This window comes from Dyadobacter sp. 3J3, assembly GCF_009801115.1.
In the GTDB taxonomy this organism is placed as follows: domain Bacteria; phylum Bacteroidota; class Bacteroidia; order Cytophagales; family Spirosomataceae; genus Dyadobacter.
This window is the reverse complement of sequence record NZ_VTOL01000006.1, coordinates 182,778-203,676: the sequence shown is the minus strand read 5'-3', so window position 1 is coordinate 203,676 and position 20,899 is coordinate 182,778. Positions and strand designations below refer to the sequence as shown.

At 39.4% G+C, this 20,899-nt stretch carries 21 protein-coding genes; 7 read left to right on the top strand and 14 right to left on the bottom strand.

Annotated features, from left to right (window positions below; all coding sequences use genetic code 11):
- Positions 1-7: 7 nt before the first annotated feature.
- Together FZF08_RS14855 and FZF08_RS14850 are read right to left on the bottom strand one after the other, a co-directional pair.
- Positions 8-1,165: a lycopene cyclase family protein gene (locus FZF08_RS14855; protein ID WP_159470062.1), complete on the bottom strand. Its 1,158-nt coding sequence runs from the start codon at positions 1,163-1,165 to the stop codon at positions 8-10.
- A gap of 246 nt (positions 1,166-1,411) precedes the next feature.
- A complete protein-coding gene (locus FZF08_RS14850; RefSeq protein WP_159470060.1) occupies positions 1,412-2,779 on the bottom strand; it encodes a Gfo/Idh/MocA family protein in 1,368 nt (455 codons plus the stop codon).
- Between the two features lie 204 nt (positions 2,780-2,983).
- On the opposite strand from FZF08_RS14850, the gene FZF08_RS14845 reads away from it, so the two are divergent.
- From FZF08_RS14845 to FZF08_RS14835, 3 genes are all read left to right on the top strand, one after another.
- On the top strand, positions 2,984-3,628 hold the full coding sequence (locus FZF08_RS14845; protein ID WP_159470058.1) for a hypothetical protein: 645 nt from the start codon (positions 2,984-2,986) through the stop codon (positions 3,626-3,628).
- A 128-nt stretch (positions 3,629-3,756) separates the two neighbouring features.
- A complete protein-coding gene (locus FZF08_RS14840) occupies positions 3,757-4,383 on the top strand; it encodes a class I SAM-dependent methyltransferase (RefSeq protein ID WP_159470056.1) in 627 nt (208 codons plus the stop codon).
- 284 nt (positions 4,384-4,667) lie between these two features.
- Positions 4,668-4,946 (top strand): hypothetical protein, encoded by a 279-nt coding sequence (locus FZF08_RS14835; protein ID WP_159470054.1) that lies wholly within the window; start codon positions 4,668-4,670, stop codon positions 4,944-4,946.
- 297 nt (positions 4,947-5,243) lie between these two features.
- Here FZF08_RS14835 and FZF08_RS14830 read toward each other — a convergent pair whose 3' ends face one another.
- From FZF08_RS14830 to FZF08_RS14820, 3 genes are all read right to left on the bottom strand, one after another.
- Positions 5,244-5,930 carry a hypothetical protein gene (locus FZF08_RS14830; protein ID WP_159470052.1) on the bottom strand — a complete coding sequence of 229 codons (687 nt, stop codon included), beginning with the start codon at positions 5,928-5,930 and terminating at the stop codon, positions 5,244-5,246.
- 72 nt (positions 5,931-6,002) lie between these two features.
- The gene (locus FZF08_RS14825; RefSeq protein WP_310590597.1) at positions 6,003-6,749 is read right to left on the bottom strand and encodes an oxygenase MpaB family protein; all 747 of its coding nucleotides are present in this window, start codon (positions 6,747-6,749) and stop codon (positions 6,003-6,005) included.
- Positions 6,750-6,978: 229 nt separating this feature from the next.
- A complete protein-coding gene (locus tag FZF08_RS14820; RefSeq protein WP_159470048.1) occupies positions 6,979-7,734 on the bottom strand; it encodes an MBL fold metallo-hydrolase in 756 nt (251 codons plus the stop codon).
- A gap of 183 nt (positions 7,735-7,917) precedes the next feature.
- Between FZF08_RS14820 and FZF08_RS14815 the strand changes: the two genes are divergently transcribed.
- Positions 7,918-8,826, top strand: a complete 909-nt coding sequence (locus FZF08_RS14815; protein WP_159470046.1) for a ThuA domain-containing protein — start codon at positions 7,918-7,920, stop codon at positions 8,824-8,826.
- Positions 8,827-8,952: 126 nt separating this feature from the next.
- Complete coding sequence (locus FZF08_RS14810; protein ID WP_159470044.1) at positions 8,953-9,681, top strand: ankyrin repeat domain-containing protein; 729 nt, start codon at positions 8,953-8,955, stop codon at positions 9,679-9,681.
- A gap of 41 nt (positions 9,682-9,722) precedes the next feature.
- On the opposite strand, the gene FZF08_RS14805 is transcribed toward FZF08_RS14810, so the two are convergent.
- From FZF08_RS14805 to FZF08_RS14790, 4 genes are all read right to left on the bottom strand, one after another.
- Complete coding sequence (locus tag FZF08_RS14805) at positions 9,723-11,573, bottom strand: sensor histidine kinase (RefSeq protein WP_159470042.1); 1,851 nt, start codon at positions 11,571-11,573, stop codon at positions 9,723-9,725.
- 86 nt (positions 11,574-11,659) lie between these two features.
- On the bottom strand, positions 11,660-12,436 hold the full coding sequence (locus FZF08_RS14800) for a response regulator (RefSeq protein ID WP_159470040.1): 777 nt from the start codon (positions 12,434-12,436) through the stop codon (positions 11,660-11,662).
- A 201-nt stretch (positions 12,437-12,637) separates the two neighbouring features.
- Positions 12,638-12,844 carry a hypothetical protein gene (locus FZF08_RS14795; protein ID WP_159470038.1) on the bottom strand — a complete coding sequence of 69 codons (207 nt, stop codon included), beginning with the start codon at positions 12,842-12,844 and terminating at the stop codon, positions 12,638-12,640.
- 162 nt (positions 12,845-13,006) lie between these two features.
- Entirely contained in the window at positions 13,007-14,731 is a 1,725-nt protein-coding gene (locus tag FZF08_RS14790) for an FAD/NAD(P)-binding protein (RefSeq protein WP_229216541.1), read from the bottom strand.
- Between the two features lie 116 nt (positions 14,732-14,847).
- On the opposite strand from FZF08_RS14790, the gene FZF08_RS14785 reads away from it, so the two are divergent.
- Both FZF08_RS14785 and FZF08_RS14780 read left to right on the top strand, forming a co-directional pair.
- The gene (locus FZF08_RS14785) at positions 14,848-15,666 is read left to right on the top strand and encodes an MOSC domain-containing protein (RefSeq protein ID WP_159470036.1); all 819 of its coding nucleotides are present in this window, start codon (positions 14,848-14,850) and stop codon (positions 15,664-15,666) included.
- Between the two features lie 143 nt (positions 15,667-15,809).
- Entirely contained in the window at positions 15,810-16,253 is a 444-nt protein-coding gene (locus FZF08_RS14780) for a response regulator (protein ID WP_159470034.1), read from the top strand.
- Positions 16,254-16,618: 365 nt separating this feature from the next.
- Here the strand turns inward: FZF08_RS14780 and FZF08_RS14775 are convergent, their stop codons facing one another.
- From FZF08_RS14775 to xth, 5 genes are all read right to left on the bottom strand, one after another.
- On the bottom strand, positions 16,619-17,830 hold the full coding sequence (locus FZF08_RS14775) for an inositol-3-phosphate synthase (RefSeq protein WP_159470032.1): 1,212 nt from the start codon (positions 17,828-17,830) through the stop codon (positions 16,619-16,621).
- A gap of 475 nt (positions 17,831-18,305) precedes the next feature.
- The gene (locus FZF08_RS14770; protein WP_159470030.1) at positions 18,306-18,779 is read right to left on the bottom strand and encodes an Hsp20/alpha crystallin family protein; all 474 of its coding nucleotides are present in this window, start codon (positions 18,777-18,779) and stop codon (positions 18,306-18,308) included.
- Positions 18,780-18,901: 122 nt separating this feature from the next.
- Positions 18,902-19,192, bottom strand: coding sequence for a hypothetical protein (locus FZF08_RS14765; RefSeq protein ID WP_159470028.1), 291 nt, complete (start codon positions 19,190-19,192; stop codon positions 18,902-18,904).
- A gap of 608 nt (positions 19,193-19,800) precedes the next feature.
- Positions 19,801-20,070 (bottom strand): hypothetical protein, encoded by a 270-nt coding sequence (locus FZF08_RS14760; protein ID WP_159470026.1) that lies wholly within the window; start codon positions 20,068-20,070, stop codon positions 19,801-19,803.
- A 50-nt stretch (positions 20,071-20,120) separates the two neighbouring features.
- A complete protein-coding gene (xth, locus tag FZF08_RS14755) occupies positions 20,121-20,891 on the bottom strand; it encodes an exodeoxyribonuclease III (protein WP_159470024.1) in 771 nt (256 codons plus the stop codon).
- Between the last annotated feature and the right edge of the window lie 8 nt (positions 20,892-20,899).

The window sequence follows — 20,899 nt, the reverse complement described above, 5'->3', positions numbered from 1 at the left end:
AAACAACTCATTTGGTAATCACTTTCAAAAAAGGACCAATAAAATACTTTGCTTTAAGGCTCGACATTATTTTCAAATCATCCGGAAGTGTACTTTCTCCATCCAGAAAGGCGAAAATAGTTTTCGCTTTGACGTGGTTGAACAGGTCTGTAAAAATTTCGTCCCCTTTATAAATCCCATTGTTTAAAACATTCAGGATAGTAGCATCCAGGACTTTATGTTTGTTGTTTATATTTTCTTTTTCAAAAAACGGATGATTGTTTTTTTTATATGAATTCAGAATTTTCGAGATTGTTTTTTGTGTATTTAAAAAAGTATAACCCGTGGATGCCCGTGTATCTCCGCCGGCACTTCCAATATTCATTACATTTCCGGATCTTCTTTCAAACGAAAAATCTGTCATCGGAATCGCGCCGAATTCTTCTTCGATAATTTCAAAATCATCTATTTGCAATATTTCAGAAAGATAAATTTTGATTTTGGCATTATACTCCTCAGGTTTCAGTAATGATTTTGAAAACAAGGTGTATTCAACAAATATTTCATTTTGGCTTAAAGGAAGCGTATAAAAAAACGTAGTACCATTTTCCTGTGTAGTCCTGAAATCCATAAAGAACATTTCGGAAGGATCTGTTTTGAACTGAGTTGTACGGATCGTTATCCCTTTGAAATGCTGAATAAAATACTGGTTCTCCGGATTTAACTGCGGTTTTTTATAAATGGAGTTGAAAATATATCTTGATTCAAATACTGATTCAGTGGTTTTAACAACCGCATTATTTCCAAGATTTCCGATTGAAATAATATCCTGGCAAATAAAATCAACCTGATCAGATTGACGGATATAATTGAGAACGTGCTTATAGAAATCAATACTTCTGATCATTTTATAAACATAAGAACCCGTATCAAGTTTTAATTTTTCTTCTTTATTGGAGAAAAATAAAAGGTCTTTCCACCGTTTATAAACGACATCTTCAAACTCGTTTTGGATTCCCTCTTGTTGCCAGAAACACCAGGTCCGGTCATTTTTGTCTTTACCGTCTTTATCAATAATCAGGATTCTTTCCGAAACCCAGACTTTCTCTTTCAAAGCGCGATAAACAAGGCTGAGCCCGGCCATGCCTCCTCCACAAATAATGATGTCGTAGTTTTTTGTCTGCATCAACGAGTTTTAAAATCTTCCAAAGATAAAAATACTTCATTACTCCCGGATGGGAGTTATTCCCGGCAACAAATTTTGGGAATCACATAAAAATGCAGTATGGTTTAAATTTTAAAAAAAAGAATTTTAAATATTGGTTATTGAAGCGATTTTTTTAGGATAGATGAAATAGATAAATCCATTAAAAAAGTTGCGCTTCGCAAAGATCTTCTGCGTAGCGCAACTGCAATCGATTTAATTTTTCTCCTAAACCCTGTCGTGATGCGGATGTTTATAAGGATCGCGGTAAGGACGCGTCAATAATGCATTCGCTTCCCTATCTCCGACAATTTCCCGTTTCTTTGGATCGTAAACAATTGGCCGCCCGGTTTTCATCGACAGATTAGCCATGATACAGCTCGCCGTAGAAATATGACCTTCCTGGATATCGGCAACCGGCCGGCTGCTATTATCTATTGAGCTTATAAAATCGAGCATATGCAAACGGGTTGCCGGAGCTGCATTTAATTCGATTTTATCTTCTTTAAGATCCTCCGGATACTTTTCCTTTTCAAACACACAATCTCCATGGATTTTTTCACCCTTTCCTTCAGGGGTAAAATCATAAGACATTGTACTGGCTCTCAATGTCCCCTTTTCTCCAAAAAGTGTGAAAGACCACGGATACTCAGGATCTGCCGGCGTTCCCCAGGACCTGTGCTGCCAGACGCAATTCAGTTCATCATACTCAAAAATAGCAGATTGCGTATCCGCAATATTGGATTTCCCCTCCTTCTGAACATAAATTCCGCCGGTTGAACTGATTTTATTTGGCCAGCCGAGTTTCAACATCCAACGGACGGTATCAAACATGTGGATACACATATCTCCCATAATTCCATTTCCATATTCCATAAAAGTCCGCCACCAACGCACGTGCGGGGAACCATCATAAGGACGCAGCGGAGCCGGGCCGGTCCACATTTCATAATCCAGAAAATCCGGAACGGCCTGGACCGGAGGATTTCCATTGGCTTTCATATGATAATAACAGCACATTTCCACATGGGAAATTTTCCCGAGCAAACCTGCGTCAACAATTTTCTTCTTCGCTTCAATTAAATGTGGGGTGCTTTTCCGCTGCGTGCCTACCTGCACAACCTTATTATACTTTCGCGCAGCCGCCACCATGGCCTCTCCTTCCATCACATCAACACTAATCGGTTTTTGCACATAAACATTTGCACCGGCTTTCACGGCATCAATCATTTGAAGGGAATGCCAGTGATCCGGTGTGCCTATAAGCACAATATCAAGCTGATTCTCAGCTAACATTTTTTGATAATTACCGTACAGCCTCGGAGTTTTACCAGATTTCTGTCGTTGTGTAACCAGCTTGGCTGCCTCTGAAAGCTGATTTTTATCAACATCACAAAGTGCAATCACTTCCACAGGAGCTACCTGCATAAGCCGGAATAAATCACTTTTGCCATACCATCCTGTCCCGATCAGTCCCACGCGAAAAGGTTTTGCCGGATTAATTAAATCCATTCCACGCGCACCAAAAGTACTAAGTGCAAGCGAGGCCGTAGCTCCGTAGAGAAATTGCCGGCGATTGATATTAAAATGATTCATCTAAGATAGGTTTTCAGGCAGCTTACGCCGGTTTAATAAATTACATTCTATCAATAAAGCAGGATGACTTTGTAAAATACTTCGATAGCCTAATCGATTTTTTTGAAGTATCGCAGATTTAACATTCAGATGGTATCACTAATTATCTAAAAAAATGTACATTTAACCGATAATAAATCAACTTCTGATACTTTCTTCGAAAACATGAATTCCAAAAAAATCTTCGTTTCAGTCATTGCAATAGCTTTGCTGTCTGGTTTTGTCTTGATTAAAAAAATTGGTGAATTTAAAATGACTACCGATATTGGAAATCCCAAACTTACGGGCTCTTCCACATACGACAAGAACTCTAAAACTTATACGCTGAAAGGTTCTGGATATAATATCTGGTTTGAAAGAGACGAATTCCAGTTTCTTTACAAAGAACTTGAAGGAGATTTTACGATGACAGCCGATTTTGAATTTGTCGGGACTGGTAAAGATCCGCATAGAAAAGTTGGCTGGATGATCAGAGAGTCACTTTACGACAATGCATCGCATGTAAGTGCGGTATTACACGGTGATGGCCTGACGGTATTGCAGTGGCGTGTTGCAAAAGGTGATAAAATGCGTGATCCGGAAGACGAAATTTTCAGCAAAGAAAAGGATGTACAAACAGTACAACTTCAAAGAAAAGGTAAGGAATATACCATGTGGGCTGCAAAAAAAGGGGAGACATTGAAAGTTGTAGGCTCGCATCAAATGGATAATCTTCCTGACAAAATTATTGCCGGTGTATTTATTTGTTCGCATAATCCGGATGTCCTAGAAGAAGCCAAAGTTAAAAACCTGCGCATTGTGAAAAATTAGTGATCAGATTTTTAATCAATTTTGACAAAAGCGTACCGTTAAATAAATTTTGGGCTATTTGCGTTAAGTAACCAAAAAAGTATTAGTCTTTTGTCAGCTAAAATTGATTCTCACTTTATTTTAAATTCATGGATGCCGAACAAACTATAAAAAAGACGTTCAAAAAAAATTATATCCCGATATACAAACCTGCCAAGCTCATAAAACCTAAAAACCTTCCCGATGTAATTTCAGCATGGAAAGGTCTGGAATTAATTATAGAAGATATTCTCGACGGATTTGACCTGGAACGCATATCTTGTATAGAATTTGGAGTGGGATTTGGCTTTTCAATTGCTTCTTTTTCCAATTATTTTGAAAGAGTGACCGGCATTGATACATTTGATTCCAAATCGCTTTCCGGTGAAAAAGTAGATCACTTTGAGGAAACAAAAGCAATTCTCGCGGAACATAGGAACATAAGATTATTCAAATCCGATTACAGGGACTGGATAAAAAAGGATAAGTCCCGCTACAATCTTGCCCATATTGATATAGTTCACCAATATGAAGAAACATACGAATGTGGATTATGGGCAGCCCGGCATTCCGACTGTACGGTTTTTCATGACACCGAGAGTTTCCCTGAAGTAAGGCAGGCCGCCATTGATATTGCTATTGAAACCGGACAAAGTTTATACAATTATCCGCTTCTAAATGGCTTGGGAATTCTGGTTGATAAAGATGCAATTCAGAAAAGACATTCTCAGGAATAACAAAAAGCCGCTACCCGGACATATCCGGTTAACGGCTTTTTTATTTTATTACCAATTCAACTCTGCGGTTACTTGCCCTGCCTTCTGGATGGTTTTTGAAATAGCTTGACTGGTATATATTTGAATATCATTAGGTTGCAGTATTTATTCTGACACCAAAGATTCACGTTATTTGCTTGCAAAATTCGATCTTTGATAAATCACACCTCCCCCACTTCTCCTCCCTTGGTACACTTTTTTATTATTAAGAATCACAACTAAATAACCAGCTTAATAATAAAAAAATGAATCTTGAATCTTTCGGAACAAATCCTGAAAACTTATTGATGGCAAAGACAGATCTTGCTGTACTAAGAGGTCTGTTCCATACGCTTAATGATGCAGGCATCAGCCTTTCGTCTTTGAACAGCTCTATTGCCTTACTTGAAGAATATATTGAAAAGACAGATAATGAATCAATAGTTACCGAAACATTTGTGAAAACCAAGCCGAGAAATACCGCGGCTAGAAGATACCCAATGTGGAATAATAGTAACGTTATATTCGCGCATTGCGCAGTTTGAGGAAACGGAATTGAAAAAGCCAGGTCAAATTTTGCTTGACCTGGCTTTTTCATGATTAAATAATTTCTTTGTTCCCCAATTTATATTAAGTCATATCACAACATAAAATATATTAGTATTTTACCTCGGCTTGCGGATGTTGCTATGGATGGGGAATTCGGGCTAAAATTTGGTTTTTGCATTCATCTGGTAGCCGGTAGCCTGATGAAGCATTCGCTGTAAAGACATTAGCTCTCGCAAAAAAAGATCATAAAAAAGTAAATATCCCGGAAACTTTTCCGCTCACAAAAACTTATATCATTTGTACCGTTCCACTATAATGCTGCTAACATTTCCGGCGTGGAAATTTATTTTCACCATTTCATGTACATCCGATCCAATGGAATAAGCAAAATACCATTGTGGCGATTTTGCCATCAAAGGATCATAAGACAAAGATAAATCCTTTGTTGCTAACAAAATACGCTCAAACTTGGAAGCATACTGACTTTTATTTCGGATGACTATAAATTTTCCGTAAAGTTTTTCTGCCGGATCTCCAACCCTGATCGCCGATTCAGAATTTAGTTTTTCAGGCCATTGTGTAAGCTGCTTTCCGCTGTTTAAATAAATACTTTTGACTTTACCAGATTCAAGATTAAGCTGTATCCCAGAATCTGTTCCCTTACTTTCGTCAAACAAAATATATTGGTACAATGCGAGACGGTTTTGTAAATCGATAAGTTCCATTGAAAAATTACTGACGATATTCAAATAGGAGACGCCCTTTGATTTTTGGAGGGATTGAACTGCCGAATAAATATTTTCCGCTTTTCCGTTAATCGCCATGCCAAGGTAATCGCCCGAAGAAATACTATCCCGGGAAATAACCACGATAGGCCTTGGATCAACGATGGGCTCAACATTATCCGGCGATACATCCATCTGACATCCGGAAACAATTAAAATGAAGGCAAAAAGGATTCCAAATACAGTTTTTTTCATGATGTCAATACGGTTTAGTTAATACCATAGACCCTCATACTTATTATTGGTTGTAACCGCAAGATAGTTTTTTCAGATTTTGTCCAAAGCTATAACCTGAGCTTTGTAATCAGCAGGAAGTAAGGCGTTGCGGATCAATTTTTCAAAACCTAAAAGCCTTGTCAATTTATAACCCTTTAAAACCGGAAGGAGCCATGGAATTTTACCAAGGGATAGCAAGTGATTTACATGATCAGGAACCACCAGTACCTGTACCTGCATCAGCATGTAATACCTAAAAATGCCAAGATGTTTTTTATATTGTTTGTATAAATCCATAGTAAAATCGCCCTTCAAAAGATCATCCAGAAGATGTTGCTCCCGCATACTTTTCCATTCATCAAAACTTTGGGGGAGTCCGGAAATTTTCATTCTTAATCCTACCTGTAAGAACGTCTGAAAAACTTCCTCCTTTTCCGGGTCTGTCAGCTTTCGCTCCAAAAGTTCAAACGAACGAATCGAATAATCGATCAGCATAAATAAAACATCCCGGTAGGCCCAGTCCGGTATCTGCGCACCACGCTGCTGCTCAACGCCCTGATGAATGGCTGAGATTTTATCAATCGCAATAAGAGCAGCATCATATTCGGAGAAAACAATTTGACGTGCATAGGCAACCGTTGAAAAAAGTCGGCCCAGCGGATCAGCCGGAAGGCGGCCTGTAAAATAAAGCCAGTCAACTGATTTGTTTAAGGCAAATTCAGCGGAAGCTCCTGCAAAAATAAAAAGTATATAATCCGCCTTGCCCCAAATTTCTCGTACAACGGATGACTTTTTCACAAAGTACTTCATACATAAACCGAACTCAATCGTCAACAATCTTAAATATTCAAAAAATATGAATTTAACCAATCAAAAATATGAAAAGTACTTTGAAGTGCAAAGTAAAATTTTAAATATATTGTCTTTTATTCCCTCAAAAAATATGTGCAAGCAAATGCATGATAAAGCCAAATCCCCGGCGTTCACTTTGAACACCGGGGATTGAGTAATTAATATTCTTCAAAAATTATTTCTTTGCGTACCAGTTACGTAACCGTACATCAATTGCTTTGTTGGAATCATTAACCAGTTTTTTGAAAGCTTCCGTATCGCTAAATCCGTTTGCTCCACGGTAGTGGTACGGGTAAATGATTTTTGGTTTGAAATCAAGAACCGCCGAAGCAGCTTCGGGAACATCCATGGTATAAGGCAAATTCATGCAAACAAAAGCCACATCGATATTTTTCAAACTTCTCATTTCAGGAATCCCGGCCGTATCACCGCTGATATAAATAGTTTTACCACCCATTTTTAGTACGTAACCATTGCCTCTTCCCTTGGTATGTTTGGAATCTGCGGCTTCCGGAAGATTGTACATCGGGATCGCTGTGATAGAAATATCCAGCTTGCTGATCGTCTGTCCATTACCGATCACCACAGCTTTTGCCTTGATTTTATCCGACATTTTGTCGGCAACCGCTTGTGGTACAACCAATATCGCATGACTCAAATCAAGTGCTTCAAGGGTAGCCGGATCAAAATGATCTCCGTGGATGTCTGTAATCAAAATCAGATCCGGCGCTGCAATTCCTTCAAATGTTTTTGCTCCTTCGTATGGATCAGCATAAATCGTTTTTCCGTTCCAGGTCATTGCCAGCGTGGCATGATTAAGCGGCTGGATTTTTAAAAGACCTTTAGAAGTTTTAATATCATCCGCTGCGGGAAGTTGCGCCCATGAAGCCGCACAAAGGGTCAGTAAGAATAAAGTAAGTCTGATTTTCATATTCTGGTTGATTTGTTTTATCCAAAGATATGGCACACGCTTCTTTCCTCCATTGCATTAGCCGATTTATTTAAGGCCAAATTTCTGATTTAATAAAATTTTAGCAGACGCCGTGCCTGGTCTGGTTTTTTATCCTTTGTTCCAAGAATTACTTGCTATCAATTTGGCTCTAAACAAAGCATCATGATATTAACAAAATACCTGTTTTTCATTCTGATATGTCTTTTTTCTTTTATTGATATTTTTGCCCATGCACAGCAAAATTCTCAATCTGAAAATCGAAAAAAAGTAATTTTCATTGCCAGTGCTGATAGTCATCCCAAGGGACAACATGAGTACAATGGCGGCATCAGTTTTCTTGCACAAAAATTAAAACAGGCCATGCCCGATATGGACACGGCTGTTTTTCACAACGGCTGGCCGCAAGATCCAGGCGCTTTAAAGAATGCAGCTACCATCGTTATTTTCAGCGAGGGAGCACAAGGTCACATCCTCCTTCCACATCTTTCGGAAATAGAAAACCTGATGAATAATGGAACCGGGTTGGTTATGCTTCATTTTACACTTGAAATACCCAATGGAAAGGACGCGGATAGAGTCCGTGATCTTGTTGGAGGATATTTTGAAACGGGCTGGTCTGTAAACCCTTTCTGGACACCAGCCATAAAAAAGCTACCTCACCATCCTGTCACAAATGGGGTGAAACCTTTTGGTGTTATGGATGAATGGTATTATCATCTGCGTTTTGTGAAGGATATGAAAAACATTACACCTATCCTGAAAGCGCTCCCGCCCGACTCCACGCTAAACCGGACGGAAGGAACCCATACCAACAATCCCTTTGTAAAGGAGGCTGTTTTGAAAAACAGGGAACCGCAGATCATCGCCTGGGCATATGAGCGGCCAGCCGGGGGAAGAGGTTTCGGATTCACAGGCGGACACATGCATGCAAATTGGAAAAATGACGATTTCCGCATGCTGGTACTGAATGCTATTGTATGGACCTCCCGTACAGATGTGCCCAAAAACGGTATCAGCACACAAACTCCCGGACAGGAGGAGCTTGATCAGTTCACAAAACCGGCTCAATAAAACGATCTGACCAACTAAAAACCGGGTAAATTTGAAATAATACCGAAAGAATATTTCAATTATATCATTGATCGCAACCCTAAAATTTAATAACTTGTTTGACCTTACTTTTAACAGTTGCGGGTCATGGAAGTTGAAAAAATGCTGGAATTAATCAGCAAGGGAAGAACAGATCTGATTGTTGAACTGATAAAAAAACCAGATTGGCAGGAAATTCTTCAGATTGGTCAAATTAAACCTTTGCAATGGCTGGTCTATTACAATGACACTACCGGACTTAGAGCCGTCTTATCGGCCGGAGGAAAACTTGACACGCTAAATCTTAATCAGGAACTAGGGCACGCCGCCTATTTCGGACATTGGAAAGTCTGTGATTTCCTGATTAATAACGGGGCAGATCCAAATGCAAGGATAGATAAAACCGGTGAAACTCCTTTGCATGGTGCACTTTCCAAAGCTGGACGTCCTTATTACTATTTTGTGGTAAAACTTCTTATCGAAAAAGGCGCACAAGTGAATGCCAAAACAGTTCCGGGTATTGAAACCGGTGCTTTTATGCGTGATGTAAGAACCAAAGGAGAAACGCCTCTGCACAGAGCAGCAGCTTATGCGGATGAACAAACTATTCAATATTTGTTAAAAAATGGGGCTGACAAAACAGCAAAAGATGTGAATGGAGATTCTCCCTTAACCTGGGCAAGTGAGCATTTGCGACCGGGATCAATTCTTTCATTATTAACATACGGCGAATACCAAATCAGCGAAACCCATAAGATTAAAAGTACGAGCGATCACGGACAAGGCTGGGGAAACGGCATGGACTGGAATTTACTGGGAGAATTCATACCGGAGTGAAAAAGTTAATGTGACAAAAGCAATGTTCCTTCTTATTAGCGTTATTCCTTTACCTCGGCCAGAAAATCTGGTAAATTTTCTGAAACTGCGGGAAGTGTTAGTAAAAAACGTGCCCCTTGATCCGAGCTGACCTGCAATGCTCCGCCTGCCTGTTTGACAAGCGAAATCACCAGTCTTTTCCCAAAAGTCTGTCCTGCTTTTTTCCAGGTTTCAGGATCCACACCAGGACCATTATCTTTCACTTCCAGGAAAAGATGATCTGTATGCCATAAACGAATTATTAATCCCGGCTGCTGAACTTGATTAAAAGCATGTTTAAAAACATTGGTTACCAGCTCATTAATAATTAATCCCAAAGGAACGGCCAGTTCTACATCCAGAGAAATATCCTCAACTTGCAATGTCAGATCCAGTTTTTCCTGATAGTGAAAAGATTGCATCAAACCTTTAACCAAATCACTGATATATTCCTGCATCCCCACGCGTGTTACATTATCGGTTTGATAAAGTTGCTGATGAATGAGTGACATTGCCTCCACACGCTGTTGTCCGTCCAAAACGGCCTGAACAGCTTTTTTGTCATCAAGCCGGTTTGCCTGCAAGTAGAGCAGACTTGAAATAATGGCCAGATTATTTTTCACCCTATGGTGGAGCTCCTGCATGAGCTGTTTAAGCTGCCCGGACTGCATACTAATCTGCTGGTTGGCCTTGCCGAGTGTTAGATTTGTGTGGTTCAGTTGTCTGTTCACACTTTGAATTTTTCGATATTGCAGCAGCTCTACAACCAATAAAATCAGCAATATAGAAACCCCGGCAGCGAGCCACCAAAGTTGTTTTTTCTTGCTGCGATTATCTTCATCAAGCTGCTGAATCTGCTGCTGTTTTTCCCTGGTCTGAAACTGAGTTTCGGTCTCAATCAGCTGTCTGCTTTTTTCCTCATTCAAAATACTGTCGCGGTATGCATACCATCGTTTTTGAGAAAACAGCGCCTGTTTATAATCTCCCTTCTTTTCATTTATCATGGTAATGGTTTCATATATACTGACCATGACGTTCAATCCCGCTTGTATACTTTTGGCCCAGTCAAGTGCCTTATTTATGTAAGTTTCGGCCTCAGCAACACGGTTGAGCGCCAGAAGCGTATTAGGAAGATTCACGTAAACAATTCCTTCCACAAAACTTTCCTTTTGCGCTCTGGCTTGCTTAAGACATTCCAGATAAGAATCTGCTGATTTCTGATATTCCCCAGCGTTTTTAAGTATGATACATCGGTTTAGTAATGTTTCCAGATAGATCAAATTGTTTTCCTTTGCTATCCGGATTGCATCTGAATTATATTGAAGCGCTTTGTTATAATTCTTTCTAATGTCTTCAATCGTGGCAAGATCCGTATAAATACTTGTTTTTAAAGACTGCAAATTATTTTTGTCGATAATCACCAAAGCTCTTTGACAATAATACTCTGACAATTTTAAGTCGTTTAAATCCAGATAAATACCAGCGATCATCTGTAAAACACGAACCTGTTTCCGGAAATTACCAGCCGCTATAAATTCTTCATATGCCTTTTGATACTGCGTAATCGCCTCACTGGATTTATTCTGACTTTTCTCCAAGTAGGCTGTGGCCAGGTAAGCACGGCCTATGAAAGATCTGTCGGAAAACCGCCGGGCAATTTGCATCAAATATACTGTTCCTGTGAGCGCTTCTGTATATTTATGCTGATCCACAAGCGAGTCGCAGTAGGCTGTTACCTTTTCAAAACGCGCCGAATCAGACATACCTTCAAACTGATTTTCTACCGAAGCCAGGTTATTTCCAGCACCAGATTGGCTGAATGATTTGAATCCACCAAATGCAAGCAAGCTTATTAGTAGTAAACGAAATTTCATAACGTGAGGGTTTTAGCAAAGAAAGTCAAATCTTCCGGGTTAGTATGAGATTTATTTTTATCCGGGAAAACTGTCTGTTCTTATTTTCAGCGGATATGGAATTGCTTCATAAAATCTTCTTTATACTGCGCTCCAAGCGGGACGGTGAACGAATCAATAAAAATCTCCCGGTCATTAAAACCGGTTATTTTCCTCACATTGACTACAAAAGACCGGTGTACACGAACCAGAGACTCATAGCCTAGCCTCTGTTGGGTATTTCCGAGCGTCAGACGTAATGCATATTTTTGACCTTTGACCATAATATTGGTATACGTATTATCAGCTTCCAGAAGGAGAATTTCATCAAGACTGATACGAACAAACTGATAATTATGCTTTATAAACACCTGATCATCAATAAGTAATATTGACTCCTTGCCAGCCGTTTCCTTATCTGCCGGTTCAGCATTTTTTAATTCTGTTTTTTTTGCGGCAAGCTTTCCCTGTGCAAAGTTGTGAAGGGCGAGATCAATTGCTATTCCAAGATTTTCAGGCCTTACTGGTTTGGTAAGATATGCGGCAGGAAATGTTTCCTTCGCCCTTTCAATGGTTTGTTTGTCGGCAAAAGCAGTAAGATAAATTACAGGAACGGGCTTGAATGCAATGATTTGCCTGGCTGTTTCAATTCCATCCCAATCACCCTTCAAATGAATATCACAAAGCAGTATATCAACCCGGTTATCCTTATAAACCGATAATGCTTCCCTGCCATTATCAGCCACTTCTACAATAGCGTAACCCTGAGCTTCAAGCAAATCACTGACATACATGGCAAGTACTGCCTCATCTTCCACAATCAAAACTTGTATCCGGTTTTCCAATTTGAGTTTTATTTACAGAAAATTACGGATTCGAGGCATTCTTTCAAACTTTCGAGGCGGCCTTTTTAGTAAGTCGACTTTGATAATTAATGCTATTGAAAAGGCGCAGACATTTTTCTACATACAAAAAAATGATTTTCACTGCTATTATAGTAGCATTCACATACATTTCAAAGCAGTACAACTAAGAGGACTATATATTTAAACCGTGTTATTTATTATGCTCAACGTAGAAACAAGGATTTCACTATTCATGGAAAATAATAAGGACGCCAAAAGCTCGCTGTCATTTCCCAAAATGTGAAATCCTCTTGTATTTACCAATGTTCCAGCATCAAAATCACCAACCTCAATGATATCAGATTCCTTTTCGATCATGCCATTTTTGATACAGACTTCTGTGGTCATTATCTTATTTAAAAAGATTTATGCTCCTCCAACCCAGCCTGCAAAAAAGTGGTGGAAAATGAATTATCTCATCATACTGATACTGATCATCATCAGCACGGGAAAACACTGGTTTCCGCTCCACATAAAACTTCTGGGTTGGTATTAAAAACAAATCATTTGCTAAATATCAAGAATTGTTTCAACAATATTGGACGAAGCCTGCTCGCAGAAATCCAGTCCTGAATAATCAGGATTGTACCCGCCGATATAAGGAACGGCCATGATATAAATCCTTTTATTAGCCTTGCCGTTGTTGTCGACAATCTGAAAGTTGTCATTGATCGTTATTCCGGGCACTTTCAAATAATAATCATCTCCTGATTTTTCGATATTTTTATTTCCTCCATTCATTGCTAACCTGGCTTTTTCCGAAGATTCAAACTTAATCCGTGCTGGACTTATGGCTTCATTCTCAAACAAACCTTTGAACGGAAAGTCTTCATAATCCAGATGCGGCTGGCCAACACAATCAACGAAAGTCTGATAATAATCGGATTGATCTGCTCCGTTTTCGCCCTTATAATGATAGGTAATACCGCCCTTAATTTTTTCCGCCTCTGTTTCACCCGTCTCTCCTACTGCAACAATTTCCAGCTTTCCTGCGGCATGCAGGGCAAGTAACTCTTCACAGGAACTTTGAGGAACAAAAGCGATAACGACTGATATTAAAGGCATTAATACTTTTTGAAGTCGTTGCATATCCTCAGCTGACAAATATTTTGCAGGATAGTTCATAGCAAAACTGAGGATAGCCAGCACTTCCTTCCAGTAGATGGATTCCTTTCTTTTGATTGATTTCTCAGCCTCTTCATATTCTTTTTTGAAAAGTGAAAATGGTTCTGCACTCTCCCGTTGACTCATCATGGAATCTACAAAGTCTTCCATACTAAGCTCCTTTATACTTTCGTAGAACTTTGGATCCTTGTCTTTAAATAAATCCTTAAATTCCTTTTCAAACACAAAGTCCAGCGAAAGGAACCCGTTATTTTCTGTTTTGTTTTTCTGAATTTCCTCCTGGCTCAGTAAAGAATCATTTGATACAAGCGGATCTTCAAGATGGAAACGGACAGCCGGAAGCAGGCCATTTCTTGAATGCATTACGAGTTTAAAATCAGGACTATCTTTCGATGCCAGAAAGCGAACTTTCCCATTTTTATCCTTATCGAAAGTACCATTATTACGTGCCAGCGTCCGCAGTGCGTCAACAGCTGTAAGCGATGAACCTTTAATTGCAATAGCATGATTCAGCTTTAATTCCAATTTGGCAGGTGGGTAAGGAGAATCAAAGTAACCGGCCACAACACCTTCATATTTTACAGGCCATTTGTGTCCGGTGCAAATAATTACCTTATCAAATTCCAAACTTTCTTTTTCCGCAGTTTCAATCAAAACCTTTCCGGTATCAGGATTATCCACGATGTCAATCACCCTGCTTCCCAGATGGACAATCGTCGTAAGCCCATTTGATTTTGCTTTTTCAAGCAGCAAGGTAAACTGAGCGGACAAATATTGTCCAAACAATAAACGCGGTAAAACCTTATATTCATTGAAATTTTCTTTCTCGATATTAAACTTCGCCAGACTTTCTGTGGAAAGTGTTTCTATCCAGGTTTCAATGGATGTCACAATTTCGGGAATTTCATTATCTGACACATTTGTAACGTGCTCTTTGTTAGCACCTTCATAACTATAAGGCATACCGGCTCCCAATAATTTTTTCGCTTCAAAAATGTGCATTTCAAGATCTGTGTCGGCCGCTTCAACAAATCTTTTAAAAACAAATAATGCACTGGGACCGCCACCCAATATGGCTATTCGACTTTTTACGGGTTTGTTTGGCATCATAAATTAATAGTGTACAACAAGTTAAGGGTAAGATTTTTCAACTTATAAATAATTGTACCAGCGTCACGGGGGAATGGTTTTTTAAGCAGGGTGTAGAAATCAACCCGAAACCGCTCATGCTTTTGTCCGAAATATGGATTTATCCGGTGAAATCACTTGGCGGAATACGTCAGAAAAAGGCACATGTTAAAGAAGAAGGTTTGCAATACGACCGCCGTTGGATGATCGTGGATGAAAAAGGTAAGTTTTTAACCCAGCGTGTGAATGCAAATATGGCATTGCTCGATGTCGAAATTTTTGACAAGGGTCTTATGATTTCACATAGGCTTCAGGTTGGCAACCAGATCCTTGTTCCATTCGAATCCATTTCCAGGCAAACAATTCAGGTCAAGGTTTGGGACGACATTGTGCTGGCCCGTACAGTGTGCGACCAGGCTGATAAGTGGCTAAGCAGCCAATTGGGAAAAAATGTACGTATTGTTGAAATGTCGGAACACTCGCTGAGAAAGATGGATCCCGCTTACACAGGCAAAGAAGCAAAGGTTAGTTTCGCCGATGATTTCCCTTATCTTTTAATTTCAGAAGGTTCTTTGCAAGACCTTAACAGCAGACTTGAACAGCCTGTAACGATGAATCGCTTCAGACCAAATTTTATCATTTCCGGCACGGAGCCTTTCGCAGAAGATTCATGGAAAAAGATCAGGATCGGTCAGGTAGAATTTATCGTAGCCAAACCTTGTGAACGGTGTGTTATGGTAAGTATTGATCCTGAAACTGGCCAGAAAAGTTCTGAACCTTTAAAAACATTGGCTACCTACAGGAAAGTTGATAAAAATATTTTTTTCGGGCAAAATCTCGTCAGCCTGCAAAATGGTATTTTACTTGAGGGTGATGAGATAGTTATCACTGATCAAGACTACCAAAAGCCGAAGTGAAAAATTTTATCTTTTAATCCTGACAATCTGTACGGTCGAAATAATTTGATACGATCAAATTAATTTGAAACCTATTGATTAAAAATTATCTTTACCTATCAAAGCTGCAAAAAGTAGCAGCTGTCGAGTTTGTCAAATCAATAGTGAACAAATTTTTAATGGGACAGGTTGAAATTTATTTGGCAGATGACGACGAAGATGACCGCTTGTTCTTAAGAGAAGCAATTATTTCAATACTTCCTGAAACAATTATTATTGAAGCTACTGACGGCCAGGATCTGGTTGATCTGATCAGTTGTAAAAATAAAACCAGAAATTTGACCTTAATTCTTGTTGATATGAACATGCCGCGACTTAACGGCCTGGAAGCGATCAGTATTATTAAGTCCCAACCTGAATTCAAAAATATTCCTGCGCTTATGGTTTCCACTTCCCAGGATGCTGCATTAAGAAAACAGGCCTATCAGTTAGGAATCAATACATTTATTACAAAACCTATCACGATGGATGGCTACGAGAGCATAGCGCGTGGAATTAAAATATGTTTTGTAGATCAGTTTTTTTCGGGCCTCAATTCCAAGATCTGAAAATTTACTCCCTTGCGCCGGGAAGTTTGGGAGCTCCTACCTGTCCGGTTACATCTCGGCTCTGTGCAAAGAAAAAAGTCGTGAACGCTTATTCAATATACCCATAACGATCCGGGATTATCTGCTGATCCCCAATGTAAGTTCCTTCTCCGGCCAGTCATCGATCAAATGCATCTGATACCACATGCAAATCAGATTCCCAGCCAATCTCAAAATTCTGCCTATTGATTCCGGATATTTCGTGCCGGAAATGGGACGTTAACTATCGTTAAAATAACCGGCTCCATATGCCCGAAAGACAGTGAAGCCGGCAATTTTACAAAGCAATAGATAAAATTGAAAATTTCATATACTAAAAATATAATTTAACTCACTAAAAAAGACGCGGGCTTCAACTGTTTTTTTGTCGATTCGGTCAACTCCCTTTTGGCAAGTGCATGACATTCATAAATTGCGTCGCTGAACATCATTTGCTGCGGCGGTGTTTTTTGTGTTGACGCGGATGGACCTCTGAGTGCGCCGACCAGGCCAAGTTCCCTGGCAACGTATACGTAGCGGATCGCATCAATGACCACGCCTGCTGAATTGGGAGAATCCTGCACCGACAGCTGCGCATCTAAAATGACAGGAGCTCCCATAAATCCTTCCAGCTCCAACCTGAAATTAGCAACCTTGTTATCACCATAATAAGCAATATATTCAGACGGCCCTGCATGTAAAAAACTATCATTTGTAGCAATACCCCTGATATCATTTTGGGCACGAATTACATTTTCCTTTGATATTTTTTTTGATTTAAGACGGTTTTTATCCTCCATATTAAGAAAATCTGTATTACCGCCAACATTACGTTGAATGTGCGCTTTTACGTGATGCCCGCGCTCAAAGGCAAGTTCCTGCAACATCTGAGAAACAATGCTGGCACCAAACTGACTCCTCATATCATCCCCGATAATAGGAATTCCCGCGTCTATAAATTTTTGCTCCCAAACAGGGTCGGATGCGATAAAAACCGGAATGCAGTTTACCAGTGAAATGCCCAGTTCAAGGCAAATTTCGGCATAGAACTCCGTAGCAAGCTGTGAGCCTACCGGAAGATAATTGATCAGAATCTCGGCCTGATGATCTTTTAAGTGCTCAATAACCTCTTTACGAAGTGAAGCAACAAGATTCGTATCATAACCTGCCGGATTAATTAAAACATCCGTTGTTTTTAATTCATCTTTTATTACAAAACGGTTTTCGGCCGGGTAGGCAGCCATTTGAGGAGAAACACCGTCAATAACAGGTGAACGATAAACCGGAGCCGGTGACTTAACATCGGGATTCAAAACGATCGTACAATTTGGTTTGGCAAAAATAGCTTTACCCAGCGGAAGCCCGATCTTTCGTTCATCTATGTCAAATCCACAAACAAATTCGATATGTTCTGCCTTGTAGCCACCAATGTTATCTGCCATCAGACCCGAGGTTTTATCCGAAAATGTGGTATAATATTCAACGCCCTGCACCAATGAGCTTGCGCAGTTCCCCACGCCCAAAATTGCAACTTTTATTTTTTCAGCTTGATTTTGCATCAGTTTATCTTATGTTCTATTTAAAGGTTTTACAAAAATTAAATGGTACTGAAATTAGATTTCCAAGATGACCCACTCCAATATTAAGCACATTTAGAAATCGCTTCCAAAGCAACGTAAAAATTATTGCAAACGTTTGCATTGATTTTAATTTGTTTTTGTCAAAAACATAAAAATAAAAATATATACTTGATTACAAGAAAACTAGCCTGATAATAAATTTACAAATTTATTATCAGGCTAGTTTCCGGCCCTTTTATAGTTGTTTAAATTCAGCTTCCAATACTACGCCTATGCAGTGGGATAGTTGTAATAAAAAGCAGTTTAGAGGATTTTACCTGATCAAATGAAACTGACCTATTTTGCACAATTTTGTAAATAATAACGATAACAGCTATACGTTTATCATTATTGATTTTATTAACCAATCGAAGCCGTAACCAAATCAGTCACACCCTCAATTTACAAATGAGCCTTAGTTCACATTAATTTCCTGACCCGGTTTGTTTGTTTCAGGATTTTTAGGCAGCGTGATAATCAGCACACCATCCGTGTATGAAGCACTTATATTTTCCGTCAGCACTTTTCCATTTAATTGAAACGAACGCTCAAAAGAGACGGGTTCATATTCCTGGTAGGTATATGTGCTCTGACTCGTAGCATCTTCCTTATGCGCGGCGTAGGCAATATTGAGCACATCACCTGTAAATGATATTTTAAAATTGCTTTTAACAAGTCCGGCGGCGTAAAGTGAGATGATAAAGGAAGATTCTTTTTCTTCAATATTTACCGCTTTTCGGTTTCCGAAGGAACTGTTTAAAACACTATCCCAGGGTGATTTACCCCCAAATTTGTTTGCAAATTTTCTGAAAGGACCGCCGCATCTGTGATGTCCCGGGCCAAATCCTTGTTGATTTTGTGAATCTGTTGTTGTTTGTTGATTAAACATGGCTTTTATTTTTAAGTTTTTTGTTCTGATTAAATTATTTGTTTTCCCAAGGGCAATACTTTCCCATTCAATTCCAAAAGCAGGAACCGGCAAAAAGAAGTATTAAGGTTTGGTTTGTTATTTTAATTAATTGGTACGATTGTCGAAGTATTATGTACTGCATTTGCCCTTGCTGCCCATGGATTTCCGCCTTCAATATTAATCACTTCGTTGTGTCTAAACTGGCCATTACGAATGTGTGACGGCATCATTTGATTTCTGCCAGCTGCGCGCCGTATCAGGGCTACAACGCCTCCGATAAGTACAAGGCCCAACATTAATTTGAAAAGTGTTGTAATGACAAAAGCAGCCAAACCAACGACTAAAGTAGCGCCGATCAGACGCGGGAGTACGAAACGAAAGTTATTTTTCATGTTCTGAACTTTAAAGATGATAATTGTTTTAAAATGTATTTTTCAAAATTTATTACTATTGCTGAAGGGCGGTTACTGGTCTTGTTATTAATTTTCTATTCTGTTTTCGCCTTTCTAAAATGGTAGACGATCATGAGATTTGTTTTACTTTAAAGTTTTGAAAATATTTCCTGATCTTGATGCTTCAGGATTGGAGATTTATTGTTTGGATGACTTTTTAAAATTATAAATTACTTATTTTCAGTTATATATAAAAAAATTGCTCCCTGAAAATATTTCAGGAACAGGATTTTTTAGTACTATATATTTTTCGAAAATTACAACAGCTTGTTCCTGACGTCTTAAGGAATTTGTAGAAGATCAAAAAATCTTTCCACTTCAGTTTATGTTTGTGATAAAAAGTAATTGTCAACACTCCATTTGTACCCAGATACTGAGGCAAGCAGCGAAGACGCCGCACTATCCGTGAAAACAGAGTAACTGAAAGGTGCCCTGTAACCTGCAAAAGCAAACATGCTTAGAGCAAAAAATAAGGTCAGTAAAAAACTGCCGATCTCCGCCAGTTTTGTCTGGAAACCGATCATTAAGGTTATGCCAAAAACGATCTCTCAGACAGTGGTCAGAACATGGGCAATTGATTTATCAAAAAATGGCATGAGAGTATTGGTATAACCAACAAAATTCTCCCAGTTCCCCCAAGCATTTCCACTAAAACCCGCCTCTCCAAGCCATCCAAAACGATCCATAACCGGTAGTAAAAAGCCGATGCCGGGTGCGAGACGAAGAAATAATTGCGGTATATCAGATTTAATCTTCAACGTATTGCAAATAAGATTTAAGTGTGAAATCAAGGTTTTAGCAGACCACGAGATTCTCATATTTTAAAAGAACTTACTACCAAAAAAAACCGGTATCCCGAAATTAGTCATTAGCTCAGCTCGATCCATACCGGCGCATGATCACTGCTTTTTTCCCAGCCTCGAACTTCCTTATCAACACCAGCCGCAACCAGACGATTCAAAACCTGCTGATTTAAAAGAAAATGATCAATCCGAAGTCCTGCGTTTCGATCATAAGCCTTTCTGAAATAATCCCAGAAAGTATAAATGACATCATCAGGATAAAGGTGCCTGAGTGCATCGGTCCAGCCCTGGTCCACAAGCGACTTGTAGGCGGCTCTTGTTTCAGGCCTGAAAAGGGCGTCATCAACCCAGCGTTCCGGTTTGTAAGCATCCAATCCGGTGGGAATTGCATTATAATCCCCGGCTAAGACAACCGGAACATTTTCTTTTAAAAGGTAATCCGCGTGCGCTTGCAAGCGATCAAACCAACGTAATTTGTAATCATACTTAGGCCCGGGAGAGGGATTTCCGTTTGGAAGGTAAAGACAACAGATCAATACTCCGCTGACAATCGCTTCAATATAACGGCTTTGATCATCCTCGTCGTCACCTGGCAAAGACCTTCTAACTTCTTGTGGCTCGGAATCACGGGACAAAATAGCAACACCATTCCAGCTTTTTTGCCCATGCCAAACTGCATGATATCCTGCATCATTTATTTCCTTCTCAGGAAACTTTTCCTGCGGCGCTTTCAATTCCTGCAAACAAACAACATCCGGTTGTTTTTCCTTAAGCCATCGCAGCAGCACCGGCAAACGGCCGTTTACGCCATTAACATTATAGGTAGCTATGATCATGAAGCAAT